Annotated in this window: 21 protein-coding genes; 2 read left to right on the top strand and 19 right to left on the bottom strand. The window is 65.1% G+C overall.

Translation table 11 applies throughout. From position 1 onward, the window contains the following. Positions 1–17: 17 nt before the first annotated feature. The 15 genes from sctN to sctC form a co-directional block, all read right to left on the bottom strand. Positions 18–1,340, bottom strand: a complete 1,323-nt coding sequence (sctN, locus tag M5C98_RS21530; RefSeq protein WP_272549482.1) for a type III secretion system ATPase SctN — start codon at positions 1,338–1,340, stop codon at positions 18–20. Then, the gene (sctL, locus tag M5C98_RS21525; protein WP_272549481.1) at positions 1,333–2,451 is read right to left on the bottom strand and encodes a type III secretion system stator protein SctL; all 1,119 of its coding nucleotides are present in this window, start codon (positions 2,449–2,451) and stop codon (positions 1,333–1,335) included. The genes sctN and sctL overlap by 8 nt, the downstream gene beginning before the upstream one ends. Further along, a complete protein-coding gene (locus tag M5C98_RS21520; protein WP_272549480.1) occupies positions 2,445–3,068 on the bottom strand; it encodes a type III secretion protein HrpB4 in 624 nt (207 codons plus the stop codon). Before M5C98_RS21520 ends, sctL begins: the two co-directional genes overlap by 7 nt. A gap of 40 nt (positions 3,069–3,108) precedes the next feature. Beyond that, a complete protein-coding gene (sctJ, locus tag M5C98_RS21515; protein ID WP_272549479.1) occupies positions 3,109–3,945 on the bottom strand; it encodes a type III secretion system inner membrane ring lipoprotein SctJ in 837 nt (278 codons plus the stop codon). 23 nt (positions 3,946–3,968) lie between these two features. Continuing rightward, complete coding sequence (locus tag M5C98_RS21510) at positions 3,969–4,352, bottom strand: type III secretion protein (protein ID WP_272549478.1); 384 nt, start codon at positions 4,350–4,352, stop codon at positions 3,969–3,971. A 29-nt stretch (positions 4,353–4,381) separates the two neighbouring features. Continuing rightward, the gene (locus tag M5C98_RS21505; RefSeq protein ID WP_272549477.1) at positions 4,382–4,858 is read right to left on the bottom strand and encodes an HrpB1 family type III secretion system apparatus protein; all 477 of its coding nucleotides are present in this window, start codon (positions 4,856–4,858) and stop codon (positions 4,382–4,384) included. A gap of 226 nt (positions 4,859–5,084) precedes the next feature. Further along, entirely contained in the window at positions 5,085–5,333 is a 249-nt protein-coding gene (locus tag M5C98_RS21500) for a hypothetical protein (RefSeq protein WP_272549476.1), read from the bottom strand. A 33-nt stretch (positions 5,334–5,366) separates the two neighbouring features. Continuing rightward, positions 5,367–5,567, bottom strand: a complete 201-nt coding sequence (locus M5C98_RS21495; protein WP_272549474.1) for a hypothetical protein — start codon at positions 5,565–5,567, stop codon at positions 5,367–5,369. An 81-nt stretch (positions 5,568–5,648) separates the two neighbouring features. Continuing rightward, positions 5,649–5,849, bottom strand: coding sequence for a hypothetical protein (locus tag M5C98_RS21490; RefSeq protein ID WP_272549474.1), 201 nt, complete (start codon positions 5,847–5,849; stop codon positions 5,649–5,651). Positions 5,850–5,930: 81 nt separating this feature from the next. Next, the gene (locus M5C98_RS21485) at positions 5,931–6,131 is read right to left on the bottom strand and encodes a hypothetical protein (protein WP_272549474.1); all 201 of its coding nucleotides are present in this window, start codon (positions 6,129–6,131) and stop codon (positions 5,931–5,933) included. An 81-nt stretch (positions 6,132–6,212) separates the two neighbouring features. Then, positions 6,213–6,413 carry a hypothetical protein gene (locus M5C98_RS21480; RefSeq protein ID WP_272549473.1) on the bottom strand — a complete coding sequence of 67 codons (201 nt, stop codon included), beginning with the start codon at positions 6,411–6,413 and terminating at the stop codon, positions 6,213–6,215. A gap of 108 nt (positions 6,414–6,521) precedes the next feature. Continuing rightward, positions 6,522–6,947, bottom strand: a complete 426-nt coding sequence (locus M5C98_RS21475) for a hypothetical protein (RefSeq protein WP_272549472.1) — start codon at positions 6,945–6,947, stop codon at positions 6,522–6,524. A 17-nt stretch (positions 6,948–6,964) separates the two neighbouring features. After that, the gene (locus M5C98_RS21470; RefSeq protein ID WP_272549471.1) at positions 6,965–7,228 is read right to left on the bottom strand and encodes a hypothetical protein; all 264 of its coding nucleotides are present in this window, start codon (positions 7,226–7,228) and stop codon (positions 6,965–6,967) included. 26 nt (positions 7,229–7,254) lie between these two features. Further along, complete coding sequence (locus M5C98_RS21465; RefSeq protein ID WP_272549470.1) at positions 7,255–8,196, bottom strand: secretion protein; 942 nt, start codon at positions 8,194–8,196, stop codon at positions 7,255–7,257. 47 nt (positions 8,197–8,243) lie between these two features. Beyond that, the gene (gene sctC / locus M5C98_RS21460; RefSeq protein ID WP_272549469.1) at positions 8,244–10,172 is read right to left on the bottom strand and encodes a type III secretion system outer membrane ring subunit SctC; all 1,929 of its coding nucleotides are present in this window, start codon (positions 10,170–10,172) and stop codon (positions 8,244–8,246) included. Between the two features lie 328 nt (positions 10,173–10,500). On the opposite strand from sctC, the gene M5C98_RS21455 reads away from it, so the two are divergent. Both M5C98_RS21455 and M5C98_RS21450 read left to right on the top strand, forming a co-directional pair. Beyond that, complete coding sequence (locus tag M5C98_RS21455; protein ID WP_272549468.1) at positions 10,501–12,015, top strand: class I SAM-dependent methyltransferase; 1,515 nt, start codon at positions 10,501–10,503, stop codon at positions 12,013–12,015. Further along, complete coding sequence (locus tag M5C98_RS21450) at positions 12,015–12,743, top strand: lytic transglycosylase domain-containing protein (protein WP_272549467.1); 729 nt, start codon at positions 12,015–12,017, stop codon at positions 12,741–12,743. The genes M5C98_RS21455 and M5C98_RS21450 overlap by 1 nt, the downstream gene beginning before the upstream one ends. Before the next feature lie 145 nt (positions 12,744–12,888). On the opposite strand, the gene M5C98_RS21445 is transcribed toward M5C98_RS21450, so the two are convergent. From M5C98_RS21445 to M5C98_RS21430, 4 genes are read right to left on the bottom strand one after another with little or no spacing between them, the layout of a single operon-like run. After that, the gene (locus tag M5C98_RS21445) at positions 12,889–13,443 is read right to left on the bottom strand and encodes a hypothetical protein (RefSeq protein ID WP_272549466.1); all 555 of its coding nucleotides are present in this window, start codon (positions 13,441–13,443) and stop codon (positions 12,889–12,891) included. A 20-nt stretch (positions 13,444–13,463) separates the two neighbouring features. Further along, positions 13,464–14,240 carry a hypothetical protein gene (locus M5C98_RS21440; RefSeq protein WP_272549465.1) on the bottom strand — a complete coding sequence of 259 codons (777 nt, stop codon included), beginning with the start codon at positions 14,238–14,240 and terminating at the stop codon, positions 13,464–13,466. Beyond that, on the bottom strand, positions 14,222–14,734 hold the full coding sequence (locus tag M5C98_RS21435; RefSeq protein ID WP_272549464.1) for a GNAT family N-acetyltransferase: 513 nt from the start codon (positions 14,732–14,734) through the stop codon (positions 14,222–14,224). The genes M5C98_RS21440 and M5C98_RS21435 overlap by 19 nt, the downstream gene beginning before the upstream one ends. A 10-nt stretch (positions 14,735–14,744) precedes the next feature. Further along, a complete protein-coding gene (locus M5C98_RS21430) occupies positions 14,745–15,125 on the bottom strand; it encodes an HrpB1 family type III secretion system apparatus protein (RefSeq protein ID WP_272549463.1) in 381 nt (126 codons plus the stop codon). Between the last annotated feature and the right edge of the window lie 44 nt (positions 15,126–15,169).

Genomic DNA, 15,169 nt, shown 5'->3' with positions numbered 1-15,169 from the left:
GCCCACGGACGCGGGTATCAACCGTTGGCCACCTGAGCCAGGGTGCCCACCGATCGGTCGAAATCCCAGAGATCCGACGTGGCCTGGTTCAAGAACTCCAGAATCTGAGGCATCTTCTGCATGGCCTCGTCGGCGAGCGCGTCGTTGCCGGGTTTGTATTCGCCCATCTGCACCAGTGGCTCGATCTCGTCGTATTTCGCCATGAGACGGCGAAAGTGGCCACCTGCTTGCTGATGGTCCTTGGGCACGATCTGCGACATCACGCGGCTCAGGCTGCCCAGCACGTCGATGGCCGGGTATTGGTTGCGGGCCGCGATCTTGCGCGACAGGATCATGTGGCCGTCCAGAATGCCTCGCACCTCTTCGGAGATCGGATCGCCCCCGCTCTCGTCTTCGTAAAGAATGGTGTAGAGCGCCGTGATCGAGCCCACCGCGCCCATGCCGGCCCGCTCCAGCAGGCGGGGAATCTCGGCGAATACCGAGGGCGGAAAACCGCGCCGCGCCGGAGGCTCGCCTGCCGCCAGGCCGATCTCGCGCTGCGCGCGGGCGAAGCGGGTGAGCGAGTCCATCATCAAAAGCACTTTCAGGCCCTGGTCGCGGTAGTACTCGGCCACGGCGGTGGCCACGTGGGCCGCCTTGGCGCGCTCGCTGGATGACCGGTCGGAGGTTGCGCAGACCACCACGGACCGCGCCATGCCCTCCTCGCCCAGAATGAACTCGACGAATTCCCGTACTTCGCGGCCCCGTTCGCCGATGAGTGCGATCACGCTGATGTCGCACTCCGTGCCACGGGCGAGCATGCCCATCAAGGTGCTCTTGCCGACGCCGGCAGGGGCGAAGATGCCCATGCGCTGGCCTTCGCCCAGGGTGAGCAGGGCATCGATGGCCTTCACTCCGGTGGGCAGGGGGTGCTCGATCATTTCCCGCTCCATCGGCGTGGGCGGAAGGGCAAATACCGGGCGCCGCTCCAGGCAGTCGAGCGGGCCCTTGCCGTCGATGGGTTGGCCCAGGCTGTCGATCACCCGGCCCAGCAGCTTCGGCCCCACGGGAACGGAGAGCACCTCGCCCAGTCCGACCACGGCCGAGCCGCCCCGCACGCCGAGGATCGATCCGAACGGCGACAGAATGCTCTGGCCGTTGGCAAAGCCGATCACCTCGGCGGCCTGCAGCAGGCCACCGCTTTCGTCGAGCACATGGCACAGCTCTCCGAGCTTGGCATCCAGGCCGGTCACGCGCATCAGGGTGCCGATCACCTCAACGACCTTGCCGCTGCGGCGAACGATCGTCGCAGAGGCAATTTCCCGCTCCATCCAATCGGGCAGTCCGGAGACTTCAAGCATGGTGCTTTTCCTCTTCGTCATCGCCGTCGTCGGCGGTCAGGTTCATCGGGTCCAGGGTTTCGATCCAGTCCGTTGCATCGCCATCCAAAGGCTCGGCCGAGGAGAGCCAGTCGGAGGAGGCGTATGCCGCCTGGGCGGAGGGCGTTGCTTCCGGCGCCAGGGCCGGGTAGGGCGCAGGATCCTCTTCCCCCAGCGGATCTTCAGATGCAGAAGCCTCTTCGGCCTCTTCAAACTTTGGGGTTTCCTCAGTCTCTTCGGCCTCTTCGACTTCTTCGACTTCTTCGGTCGCCTGCAGCCAATCCGGTGTTTCCGGGGTCGGCGTCGGTGGGTCTTCCTGCAAAGACTCGAACGCGATCTCTTCGGGGTCGGGCGGCACGTTCGTGTCCGGCGAAGCATTGGCCATCGCCAATCGGGTGGCCCGCTCCAGTGCCGAGCGCACCCCGGCAAGCTGAACGCCCAGGCTGGTGTCGAGCCGGCCGATGTCGGACTCGAAGATGCAGGTACCCAGCGCGAGGGACGCGTCGGTTTCGACACGCACCTCGGGCTCGTTCGGCCCACGCACGGCGGATGCGATTGCCGTGCGCGCCGCGTCGGCTTCGTCGGGATGCACGCGCAGGCTGGCCGTTGCTGCCTGGCGCAGCGCATCCTTCACGGTCAGGAGGGCACGCCGAAAAAGGGCTTCACGCGATTCGGATTGCACGATGCGCTCGACGGCCAGCGCGACCACGCCGGCCAGCTTGGTGTCCATGGCGTGCCAGGCGGCTTCATGCGTGGCCTTGAGTTGCTCGAAGCGTCCGTGCCACCGTGCGGCGGCTTCACGTTCGCCGTGGGCATAGCCCAATTCCCGTTCGGCAGCGGCCTCGCGGCGGGCTTCGTCCACCAGGGCATCGGCCTCTTCCCGCGCCTGCTGCAGCAACGCCTGTGCCGAGTGTTCGGCTTCTTCGGCGCTTTGCTGCGCCTGCGCCTGCGCTTCCTCGCGGATGGCGGCGCATTCCTTGCGTACGCTCTCCAGCAGCCCCAGTACGCCGGTCACCGTGGGAATTTCATGCGCCCGGAGAATACCGGTATCGGTGCGCAGATGAGCGCCACCCGGGTTGGACCAGATCAGCATGGGGCACTTTCGAACAGTGATTCGAGCCGCTCCAGGCGGGCTTGGGCCGGAGTGAGTGCCGCCGGCACGTTCCGGGCGCGGGGTTCCTCCTGGCGCGACAGGGGCAGGGACAACCGGGCCAGCCGGCGCAGTCCCCGATCGGGCCACATGCCTTCTCGCACCAGTTCGCGGTAGCCGACCCAGGCCCAGGCGAGGGGCGACCAGGCCGCCACTTCACTGGGAACGGGTGTGCCTTCCTGGATGCCGCGCAGCGCACCGTAGGCCGGGCCCAGGCATTGTTGCAACGCGGCCCGCGAGCTGCGTTCGACGCAGCAGCGCAACACGCCCGGCCGCCCCATCAGGGCGAGCGCGCACAGCCGCGACAGCATTTGCTGCCGGTCCATCAGAGCGAGCCGCCCGGCAGGGTGGTCCAGCGAGGGCAGCGGGGGCAGGGGGCCGCAGCTGCGTTCATACAGTGCGATGGACATTCGCTGCCCCACGGCCCCCTGGTCCCAGTCCTGGGACGACTGCGCCAGACCGAGCGGGGCACGCCAGCTCGGGTCCATGCCATCGTGCAGCGCTTCGAGCCGCTGCTGGAGTGCCTGCGCCAGCGACGCCAGCTGACGAGCCCGGGTCATGGCCGCCGCTCCTGGCCAGGCACGATCGCGGGCAAGGCGGTCATGCCGAAGCTCCTGCGGCTGTCGTGGCCGGGAGGTTGGCCTTGGCTGCATCCGCAGCGGGCTGCGAGGCGTTGGTCGCCTTGCGCCGCAGCGGCTCCGGCAGCCAGGCGGGACGCTTCCAGGCGAGCCATCCGCCTGCCGTCAGGAGCAGGAACAGCGCGGCGCCGAGACCGATCCAAAGCGGGGTGTTCGACTCTTCCTTGAGCACGGCGGGGCTCAACGGCATGCCAGGCACGAGCGTGACGGTCACGTTCTCGTAAGACAGCCCTTCCACGCTGCGCGCCACCATGTTCTTGATGCCTGCCACCAGGCCTGCCAGGTTCGCGCTCTCGCGGTATTTGATGAAGACCGAGGCGCTGGCGGGCTTGACGGCGGAGGCGAGCGGATCGTTGTTGGGCAGCACGATGTGCACCCGGGCGGTAACGACGCCGTCGATCTGCGACAGCGTGGCCTCCAACTGCTGGGCCACGCCATAGATGAAGCGCACCCGCTCTTCGGTCGGCGTGGAGATGAGGCCCTCCTTCTTGAACATTTCGCCGAGCGTGACGTGGCGCTCGCGGGGCAGGCCGTAGGAGCGCAACACCGTCAGCGAGCGCACCACGTCGTCCTGGGCGACCTGAACGTTCCACGTCTTGCCGGCATCCGTGGTGGCCTTGTTGACCTGAACGCCGCTTTCCAGCAGGGCGGCCACCATGTCGTTGGCGTCGTTTTCCGTCTGCTTGGTATAGAGGTCCGTCTTGCAGCCGGTCAGGGCCAGCAAGAGCAGCAACGGGATCAGAGCGCGGCGCGCGAACTGGCGATATGTCGCTGCGCGGGAGCAGAGGGATTGCGCCATGGTGGGTGCTTCGCTGAAAGGGGTTATTGGTTGCGCATGAGCGTCTGCAGGCCGGTTTTAGCGGTTTGTGCGAGGCTGCTCATCGCCTGGACCTGGAAGTGGGTGCCGGCGAACTGGTACATCAGAGTGACCTGGTATGCCGTCAGGTCCACGCCGGGCGGCTGCTGGATCGCTGCCTGCATGAGCGCTGCCGTGTCCTGCATTTCCTTGCGGATGGATTCGTCCTGATTGATCAGCATCTTGCCCAGGGTGGAGGGGCTTTCGGCTTCCACGGAGGACAGCGGGGGCGACTCCTTCATCATGCGGGCGAATTTCTCCGCGACGGCGCTCAGGTTCATCGAGGGGCCGGAAGCCTGCTCGACGATGAGGGAGCTGGATGCCGCGCCAATGCTGCCGATGGGGTCCATGGTGGATTCTCCGGAAATGAAGGGAGCGTCTAGGCGCGCATGAACATGAAAGGCATCTGGAACACGGAGGCGCTGGCGGCCTCGGCAGGCTTGGTCGGCTCGGTGGTTTCCTCAAAGGTGCCGGCGGCCTTGGCCCGGTTGACGACCAGGCCGCTGACCAACTCCAGCGCGTCCGGGCCTGCGTTGCCTTGTTCCAGCTCATTCAAGGTCATTTCCCAGCCGCGATCGCCCAGCATGTACTGGCAGTTGGCGATCATGGCTTTGGCGGAGTCCCACTGTTCCGGGTGGCTTTCCAGGCTGCGCACGAGCTGGATGCACTCGCGGTAGGCACCGCGACGGAAGGAAATCCAGCCATCGATCATGTCCAGCTCAGCCACCTTGGGCCGCAGTGTGCGGATGCCGGCAAGAATGTCCGATGCCTCGTCGTTCATGCCCTGGCCTATGGTCCGGTAGACCAGTTTGATCAGCGCAGTGACGAATTCCTTGCGCTCAAATTTCGGATTCATAAAAACACTCCTGTTTCTTCTGCATAGACGGCCTGGGCCCGCGTACAGCCCTGCGCCGGTGTTGGTCGATGGTCCGTCTCGGCGCTCACCAGTACGACATACGAAGCGCAGGCCAGAAGGGCCACGATCGTGGTGACAAGGGGGGGCATCGCCTGTGGCGACTGCAGCACGCCTTGCAATTCATGCGCGGCTGGGGAGCCTTGGGTCCAACGAGGACCCGATTGGTTCATCCCGCAGCCTGCGCGAGCTTGTCCGTCATGCTCTTGGAACTCTTCTGGAACGCGTCGGCCATGTTGGAGATGACGGAGTTGCGGCCTTGCTTCTCGCTCAGCTTGGCTTGCAATTCCGTCATGGCGTTCTGGTTTTCCTGTTGCTGATCCATTCTTTTCATCAGCGCTTGCGTTTTTGCATCTGCTCCGGTGACCATGTCGAACTCCTTGTGAAAGAAAAAAATGGGTAGGCTGTGCAGCGCCATGGGCGGGTCGAACCGGCATGGCGCGATGCAGCATTAGCCCGCGCCCTGAGCCTGTTTGTCCGACAGGGCTTTGGAGTTCTTTTGGAACGCGTCGGCCATGTTGGAGATGACAGAGTTGCGGCCTTGCTCTTCGCTCAGCTTGGATTGCAGTTCCGTCATCGCGTTTTGGTTGTCTTGCTGTTGATCCATGCGTGCCATCAACGCCTTCGTCTTGCCATCTGCACCAGTAACCATTTTTGAACTCCTTGAAAGTAGGGAAGAAAAAAGACAGGGAATGCAGCACCATGGGCGGATGGGCCCACGGCGCGTGCGGAATCAGCCCGCGCCTTGCGCCTGCTTGTCCGACAGGGCCTTGGAGTTCTTTTGGAACGCGTCGGCCATGTTGGAGATGACGGAGTTGCGGCCTTGCTCTTCGCTCAGCTTGGATTGCAGTTCCGTCATCGCGTTTTGGTTGTCTTGCTGTTGATCCATGCGTGCCATCAACGCCTTCGTCTTGCCATCTGCACCAGTAACCATTTTTGAACTCCTTGAAAGTAGGGAAGAAAAAAGACAGGGAATGCAGCACCATGGGCGGATGGGCCCACGGCGCGTGCGGAATCAGCCCGCGCCTTGCGCCTGCTTGTCCGACAGGGCCTTGGAGTTCTTTTGGAACGCGTCGGCCATGTTGGAGATGACGGAGTTGCGGCCTTGCTCTTCGCTCAGCTTGGATTGCAGTTCCGTCATCGCGTTTTGGTTGTCTTGCTGTTGATCCATGCGTGCCATCAACGCCTTCGTCTTGCCATCTGCACCAGTAACCATTTTTGAACTCCTTGAAAGTAGGGAAGAAAAAAGACAGGGAATGCAGCACCATGGGCGGATGGGCCCACGGCGCGTGCGGAATCAGCCCGCGCCTTGCGCCTGCTTGTCCGACAGGGCCTTGGAGTTCTTTTGGAACGCGTCGGCCATGTTGGAGATGACGGAGTTGCGGCCTTGCTCTTCGCTCAGCTTGGATTGCAGTTCCGTCATCGCGTTTTGGTTGTCTTGCTGTTGATCCATGCGTGTCATCAACGCCTTCGTCTTGCCATCTGCACCAGTAACCATTTTTGGACTCCTTGAGAAAGATGCGGAACATTCCGCGTTGCTGAAGGCCGCACTGCGCGGCCCCCATTCGGTGAGGCATGTCGGCAGGTGCCGCCATGCCAATTCGGGTCAATGAAGGGAAACCCTTCGGCTTTGCTGGCCCACATACTTCAGTACCCCGAAGGCCGCTTCGCGCACCTCCTGGTCTGCATGGGTGGCCAGCACGTTGTCGATCCAGTAGCGCCATCCCTTGTCGCCGCCGAAGAGCATTGCGACGGCCATGGCGACCTTGTTCTCGCCGTTCTGAGGGTCTTGCTCGATGCGCGAGGCGAGCGCCTCGCGCGCTTCGCCTAGCTGGCCGCCCATTGCCATGGCAACGGTCCGGTACAGCGAATAGCCATGGGCGTCTTCGAGCGTCATCTCGACGGTGGAATGAATGGTTTGCGCGTCCTCGCCCACCCGGTAGATCGTTCCCAGCAAGCCCACGGTCATGAGGTTGCGGTAGATCACCGGATATGCGCTCTTGGCCGCGGTTTGTGCTTCGGGGACCAGCATGGCGGGCTCCTTGTTTCTCAGACGGCCAGGGTGGTGCCGTGCACGGTTTCCCAGATCCGCTGGATCACGCGCTGCGACGCGTAGAACGCCTGGATCAGCTGCTTGACGAGCTGGCGCTCGGCATCCACCTGGGTGGACTTCAGCATCGCACTGCTCTCTTCCGCGATCTCCGCGAAGTAGCGGATCATGGCCCGAGCACGGTCGCCGGTCTTGTCCTCGGTGAGCGCCTGATCCAGATTGGCGAGGTCGCTGAAGATGATGGATTCGTTGGAAGCAGTCATGGTGTTGGCGTTCGTTGGGTGAAGGGTTAACGGGAAACCGACCAGTCGTTGGCGGCCAGGCTTTCTGCATTCGGCGGCGAAAGGTGCTTTACGCCGTCGCGTGTCTGTACGTACTGCAGATCCCCTGTGTTCATCAGCGCGCTCATGCGCTTGACGCCCGTGGGGGGCAGCTCTGCGGCACTCACTTCGATCCGTTTGACCAGCGGTGCCAGGTCGGAAGCGATGCGGGTGGCGCTGTCTTTGAGCGCCGACAGGTTCTGCGTGTCGCCGGTCACGTTGAAGCGGCCTTCGCCCAGGTGATGGACACGAATGCCTGGACGTGCAATGGCGTCTGCGATGCTTTGCTCCACCTCGTTGCTGGTGGCGTAGGCGTGCACGATGCGTTCGGCCTTGAACGGCGCCAGCAACTGGCGCACCGTGTCGGCGTCCGATGCCTCGGCCAGCAAGCCGCGCACGACGACACCATCGGCCTGCGCAATCACTTCCAGCCCCGAGATCGGTGCCGTGGCCAAGGTGCGCTGGACCCGTACCAGCAGCGGCTCTTTCGGCTGGGGCTCGCGGGCTGCGGCGTCCGTTGCCGGGCGCTCCCGTTTGGTGGGGCTCAACGGCATGACCGCAGCGCTCAGCGCGGCGGTCATGAGCGCGGTTCCCACCACGGCGGACAGGACTACCGGCGATACCTTGCGGCGCTGGGGCACAACCACGGGGGCCTGGCTGAGGCGTGCGATCAGATCGACACTGGCGGGCCAGGCGGCGTTGCCGGGGCCGGTACACAGCACGATGTCGCCCAGGCGATGGGGAACGAAGTCTTCCATGGGCAGCCAAGTCTGGGCAGTGCCTTGTGGTGACAGCGCGAACTGAATCATTCCGTTCTCTCCCGCTTCGATCAACATCGCATCCGAAGTCCAGTCGGTAAGCTGGATATCTGCTGCGTCTTCCGCGCTGACCAGGTAGCGCGTTGAGGTCAAATTTATCTGTGCACCGGCATGCTGGCCGGTCAGTATGCGAAGCTGCTTCATGGCTTGCGAACCTCATTCAAAAAGGCGACAGGAGCGGGCGAACCGGCATTAAGAAGCCGCGGCGTGATGAGAAAAAGCCGCTCGGTGCGCTGCGTCTGGCGCTCGTTGTTGCGAAATGCCCCGCCCACGAGCGGCAGCTTGGAAAGCCCGGGAACCGCGTTGTTCTGGGACTGCTCCGACTCCACGGTGATGCCCCCGATGAGCAGGCTCTCGCCTTCGCGCACATGGGCTTCGGTGCGGATCTCGGTTTTCTTCACGATGGGGACCTGGTCCACCACGTTGGTCTCGAACGCCCCGTCTTCGATGTAGAGCGTGAGCTTGATGTTGTTGCTGCCGTCCATGCGGGTGACCTGCGGCGTCATCTCTAGCAGCGTTCCGGCCTCGATCTGGAACAGGTTGGCCTCCAGGTTGCCTGCCACCCGCACCGTGACGACGCGTTTTTCGCGCATGACGGCGGTCCGGTTGGCAACACCCATGACGGACGGCTTGGACAGCACCCGGGCTTTGCCCTCGCCCTGCAGGGCGTTGACGCGGGCCAGCAGATGGCGGCCTGCATCGGCCACGATCGTGCCCAGGGCGGAGGCCGGCATGAGGCTGTTGGACAGGTTCATGCTGATGTTGGTGTCGCTGCCCCGCAGGGTCCAGTTCACGCCCAGCGCGTCCACGCTGTCGGAGTTGACCTCAATGATGGTGGCCTCCAGTTCGATGAGCTGTGGCTTTTGGTCGAGGCGGCGGATCAAGGTCTCGAACTCCGCCATGCGGTCGGCGCGCCCGAAGACCACGACGGAGTTGGTGCCCTCGTCGGCTTCGAAGCGTGGCTGGTTCTCTTCGTCGGAGTTCTTCGCGGGCGGCGTCAGTGGGCGCAGGTCGGCTGCTGACGTGCTGGCGTCCTGGTTGGTCGCGCGGGGCAGCGGTGGCAAGAACTGATTGGCGGCGGGCAAGGGGATGTACGCACCGAGCTTCTTGCGCGTCGTGCTGTCGTTATCCTTGTCCATCATCCGCACCAGCGGGGCGATGCTGGAGCCTTCCTTTTCGCGTTCGCCGTAGAGCTTGCGCAGCATGGTGGCCACCCCCGGCACGGTGGTGTTGCCCACGGCGCGGTCGCCCGCCGAGGCGAACTGGAGCGAGAAGACGCGCGCGGTGCGGGCGTTGTTATCGGTCACACCCGCATCGAGTGCTTCGAGCGCGGAACTCACCAGCTCCAGGTGCCGTGGCGGGCCGGACGCATACAGCGTGCTGTTGGCCTCGTTGAAACGGATGGGGTAGCGCTTGTCGCCCAGATCGAACGACTGCAGCAGATCGGCCACCTGTTCCCGGTTGAAGCCCTTGAGCCGGAACATGCGGCTTTGCATGGAACGGCCCGGATAGAAGTACAGCGCCGAACCGTCGTGGTACCACAGCAGGTTGTAGGCGCGCGAAATGCTGTCGAGGAATTCGCGTGGCTTGAGATCGAAATTGGCATTGACCACGCCTTCCACCCCGTCGGCCACGATGGCCGGGGTCCCCCGGCTGGCGGCGAAGTCCTGCAGCACGTCCGAGATCCGCTTGTTTTCTGCCCGATAGACGAAGCGGCCCTTTTCCCAGGCCGCCATTTCATTGGCGCTGGGTGGCAGTGGCAGGGCCTGCGCGGTGGACAGCGACGTGGCCCGGGCCGAGGGCATGGCCACGGGCCGGGTGGCCACGGGCGCATCGCTTTGGACGCGGTCTGCTGGCGGCGCCGCGAACGGACTGGCCGCGGAAGACATGCCGGAGATGCTGCCCAGCTGGTGGGACATCTTCATGTAGTTCGGCGAGGGCTGTCCGAAAGCGGAACCGGTAAGGGTCAAGGCGAGCAGCACGGCGGCGAGGGTGTCGCGCTGAACGGCTCCCATGCCGCAGGCCGGAGGGGCGGATGGCTTGCGTGGGATGGGGGCGGTGGACTTCAACGCAGTACTCCGGTTCGTTGGACTGACGAAACGAAGAGTAGGTGGCCCCCATCGCCTGGGTGGCCCGGTAGGCGAAGACACGGCCTAGGGTGCGAAGGCCGCGTTTTTCGGGGATTTTGGCGCCCGGTTTCACCCCCGCTGAAGGGATTTTGGCCAGTGCGCTGGAGGGGCGATGTGAAGACGCTGCTTCGCCTTTCCGGCCATCTTTTCGACTGCGGGGCCGGCGTTGCAGCGCGTTGCGGCTGCAATGGGCGCAGCCGTTGGCGCCTTTCGCGAAACGCGGAGGTGCACACGCCCTGTCACCGTCCCAACGCCCAGAGGAAGACCGATGAAATCACCCCAGCCCGCCGTGCTCGACGTGCGCAGCGAACCCTATACCCGTGGCTACTACCGCGCCCTGTCGCCCGCACAGATGAGCGTGGCCCTCGAATCCCGCGGTGTGTGTGGTCCCGATCTGTCGGCCCCCCTCAATTGCTTCGAACTGGGCATGGGGTTCGGCCTGCCGCTGGTAGCGCATGCCGCGTGCTTTCCGCACATGCGCTTTTACGGCAACGACTTCAACCCCCATCACGTCGCCTATGCGAACGAATTGGCCCAGGACGCAGGCCTGTCGAACGTGGAGGTGTTCGAGGACGCCTTCGAGACCTTGCTCGAGCGTGACCTGCCCCCCATGGACATCATCTCCATGCACGGCGTGTATTCCTGGATCTCGCCGCCGCTGCGCAAGGTGGTGATGCGCTTCATCGCCGAGCGGCTGCGCCCGGGAGGCGTGGTCTTCGTGAGCCACAACGCGCTGCCCGGCTGGGCTGCCCAGATGCCGCTGCGCGAACTGGTGAATCTGCATGGGCTGCGCCAGGTCCCGGCCAGCGCGACGCCGATCGAGCGCCTGTCGCAAACGCTGGATTTCCTCGACGAGTTCGCCGAGGTGAACCCTACCTATTTCGCCGACGACCTTTCCGTGCAGGCGCGCCTGTATGGACTGCGGCGGCTCGATCCGCACTACGCCGCGCACGAGTATTTCAACCCCGACTGGCACCCCATGCACTTCCACCAGGTCGCTGCCGAGATGGCCGAGGCGGGCCTGGAGTTCGCTGCGCCTGCCGTGCTGGCCCAGCAGGTGGATGCCGCGATCCTGCCCTTGCCCACACGGCAGTTGCTGGGCGGAGTCGATGACCCGGTGCTACGCGAGACCCTGCGAGACTTTGCCGTCAACCGGTCCTTCCGCTGGGATCTCTACACCCGTGGGGCGCCCCAGGCCAGCGCGGCGAAGCAAGCGCAGTTCCGCCTGGACAGGACGTGGCTCCTTGCCACCGCGCGCAGCGAAACCAAGGAGAGCCCGCTGTCCGATGGCGCGGCCGAGTATGTGGATGGCGCCACCGCCCTGCGCCTGCTGGACGCGTTGGCGGAAGGCCCCGCCACCGCCCGCGAACTGGCCCGCCGGCCCGAACTGGCGCCGCTGGGAGAAGATTTCATCGTGGATGCATTGATGCTGCTGGAAAACGAAGCACAAGTGCACCCCGCATTGCCGGCCGCCCTGCGCGAGAGCGCACGGGAATCGGTGCAGCGCTTCAACACGGCGGTCATGCAGCGGTCCGCCGACGACGGACTGAATTACCTGTCCTGCGCCGCCAGCGGCCAGGCCATGGGCTGGTCGCCGCTCGCCATGGCGCAGATCCGCGCCGCCTCTCAGGGCGCGCAGACCGCGGACGACATGGTCCAGGCGATGCGCGCTCAGTTCGAGGGCGATGGCGACGGCCAGATGCCGGCTGAACGCCTGGCCCACAGCGCCCGCTGCTTCTTTGCCAGCCGTGCCCCGGTGCTGCGCCACCTGGGCTTGCTGTGATGGTGCGCTGGCAGCGCCACGCGCTGGTCGCTGCGACCGCGCTGCACGCATGCGGCGCCAACGCGCTCGTGGCCTACGACTGCTGGGTGAAGGGCCCGGACTCCGATCCGGTGCGCGTGGCGTTCGACATCGCCAAGCGCTATCCGGCCATCGTCGGGCAATGCCGGGCGGTGGAACTGCCCGACCCGCCAGCCGACCCGGTGGACACGGATGAGCCCGTGGCCAATGCGGCAGCGGTGGCGAGCATACGGGTGATCCGCGCGCCCCGCGCCCAGGGCGCGGCACCTTCCGGCGCAGTCTGGCCCACGGCCATGGTGACGCCGCGGTGGCGCCACGAATCGCTCTGGCCAGTGATCGAGTCAGCGGCCACCCGACACTCCATCGACCCGCACCTGGTCCAGGCCGTGATCGAGGTCGAGTCGGCCTATGCTCCCAATGCGCGCTCGCCCAAAGGCGCGCTGGGACTGATGCAGCTGATGCCCGCCACGGCAGCGCGCTTTGGCGCGCCATCTTCCGCCGATCTGTTCACGCCCGCAGTCAACGTCGAAACCGGGGTGCGCTATCTGCGCTTTCTGGCCGACAAGTTCAGCGGCCAGACCGAGCTGGTCCTGGCCGCCTACAACGCGGGCGAGGGGGCCGTCGTGCGCCATGGCTACAAGATTCCCCCCTTCCGCGAAACGCAGGATTACGTGCGCAAGGTGCTGGACCGCTATCCCGCCACCCGCTGATTTCCACTGACGTTTCCCGAGGGCCGTGCATGTTTGCCGGCCCTTTTTTTGTCCGAAGTTCAGGCAACGAAAAAAGGACGATGGCGTGGGGCATCGCCCCTCGCCATCGTCCTCATCCTGTTTTCGGCCGCGTGTCCTGGCCTGATCAGGTCCTGATGGAAACCTGGGCGCTCACGCTCACCCTGATTTCGATCTGCACCCCGCGCTGCTGCTCCCGGGCCTGCAGTCCCTGGAGCACTTGCGACAGCAATTCGCGGATGCCCGAGTGCGATGCAGCGGCGCCACCCACACCCGGTACTTCGCCGCGTGCGGCAGCCAGCAGATTGCCCACGCCCGATTTGCCATCGGCACCTGGGACGTCATGGGTCTCGATGGCCTTGTAGATATCGGGGTTCTGGAGCATGAACTTCGCAGCCTCGGCGACCTTGGGCGGGGCCGTGCCGCTCTCGGCCAGTTGGTAGAGGCGGCCCGGAGACATGTCCTTGCCTGCGAACGCCTTCGCGAGCAGGCCGCCGTGGCCGCCCAGCATGTGGTCGGCCAGAATGCGCGCGGCGCCTTGGGCGTCCAGCTGCGCGGGTTGCAGGGGTTGTGAAGGCCGTGAGGCCGCCTGCGACGGGGTGGTTCCTTGGCCCTTGAGCAACTGCAGGATTTGCTGCAGCGCATCGAGCACCGAGCGGTTCACACCCGCGGTGCGTTCCATTCCGAGCCGCAGCAATCCGATCAGGTGGGGAGCGTGCGGTCGCGAAACGGCAGCGCCGCATCGGTGAGCAGCCACTGGATCAGGTGGGCCGGGCTCAGGTGCTCGGCCAACGCGATGGCTTGCGCCGATAGCTGGACTTTCGTGTCGCCCAGACCTTGCTGCGCCAGCGCGCGCGCGGCCTCCAGCACCAGGGGCTTGGCCGCCTCGATCGTTCCTGCGGGATCACCCGCATCGACCAGGCGGCGGCGGGCATGCACCGGTACTTCGGCCAGCCGCACCAGCGCGGCGATCAATGCCGCAGAGGGTGCGACGCCACCCGGGTGAAAGCCCTTTTGCGCATCCACCAGCAGCCATTCGCGCTCTTCGTCGATGCATGCCGTCTCGGTGCCGCTGGCGGCAGGCCCGGCCGGGCCCGACAGGCCACTCGGTGCGCTCAGGCGCTCGAAATCCGCGCTGCTGGCGTGTACCTGCGAAAGCCGGTTGTCCGAGAACAGGCGCAGGGTCCGATTGAGCGTGCGCCCTTCCTGGCCTGCCAGCGCTTCCAGCCGGACCAGCAGGCCCTGCACGGCCATGTGGCGCTGCGTCAGCGCGCTTTCGCAGCCGGGCAGCAGCAGGTTGCTGGACACCCAGAGCCCGGAAGAACGGGGAAACCCGTCGTCCAGAAAAATCGGAGGCTGGACCATCGACACCAGCCGCAGGCGGACCCCCACGCCCTCGTGGGGAACGATCCGGTGCGCGCCCGCACCCCAGGCCTGGGGTGGCTGCTTGGCGGAGGCGCTCATTGAGGTTGAAGGCATGGCGATGCTCCGAAGAAGGATGGGCCTGTCGTGCGAGCTGCTGGCACGCCGGGGCGACGGGGGCTCGTGTACTCGGTCTTGCGCAGGCCGCCCTGCGGCGTGATGCGGTAGATGATGTCGTCGCCGCGCGCGCCGACCCGCTGCCAGCCATGGCGCTCCATGAAACGCAGGCAGCGGTGGTTGTCGTTTTCCACCGCGACCAGGATCTCGTTTTTCAGCGAAAACAGCCACTGCAGTGCAGGCTTGAGCAGCAGGGCCCAGAGGCCGTGGTAGCGCGGCAGCACCGCGATGTGGGCCTGCTCGCCATCGAACAGGATGCCGCCGATCGGCGCACCATCGGACTCGAATCCGATGGAAGGGCATTCGGCGTAGAACGCGGTGAACGCGTCGCGGGTGACCGTCTGCGTGTAGTCCTTGGCGGAATCAGCGCCATAACGGGCTGAATCCGCGTCGTAGAACACGCCCAGGTCGGCCTGGGGAGTGAGCTTCAGCATGGCAGAGGCCTTACGCGAAATCGCCGGCGAGTTCGGGTTCCAGCTGGAGCAGCTCGCGCATGGATTTGCGCACGTGCTCGTCGGAGCTCTCCAGGCAGCTTTGCGCGTGGTAGTGCCAGGTGGGATCGCCCAGGATGTTCAGGCACAGGGCCTTCAGTTCCGGGGCGGTGTCCTCGCCCAGCGAGTTCAGGTACTGCAGTGCCTCTTGCGTGTAGCCCCGCTGGATCGCGATGAGTACCGGAAAGATCAGGTACTCCTCGGTGTCCGGGCTGAGCGCATTCAGCTCCTCCAGCATGGCTTCCGCCTCGTCCAGCTGGTTCTCGCGAATGGCGTTGACCAGGGAGACGGCCAAGGCTGCGATGGGATCTTCGTGAACAGTGGAGTCGTCCATGGTCATTGCCTTTCAAAAGAAGTGAGGAAAAAGCAGCGTCCGCG

The organism is Acidovorax sp. NCPPB 3576 (genome assembly GCF_028473605.1).
In the GTDB taxonomy this organism is placed as follows: Bacteria; Pseudomonadota; Gammaproteobacteria; order Burkholderiales; family Burkholderiaceae_C; genus Paracidovorax.
The sequence above is the reverse complement of the archived record's forward strand: the minus strand, read 5'-3'. Positions and strand labels throughout refer to the sequence as shown.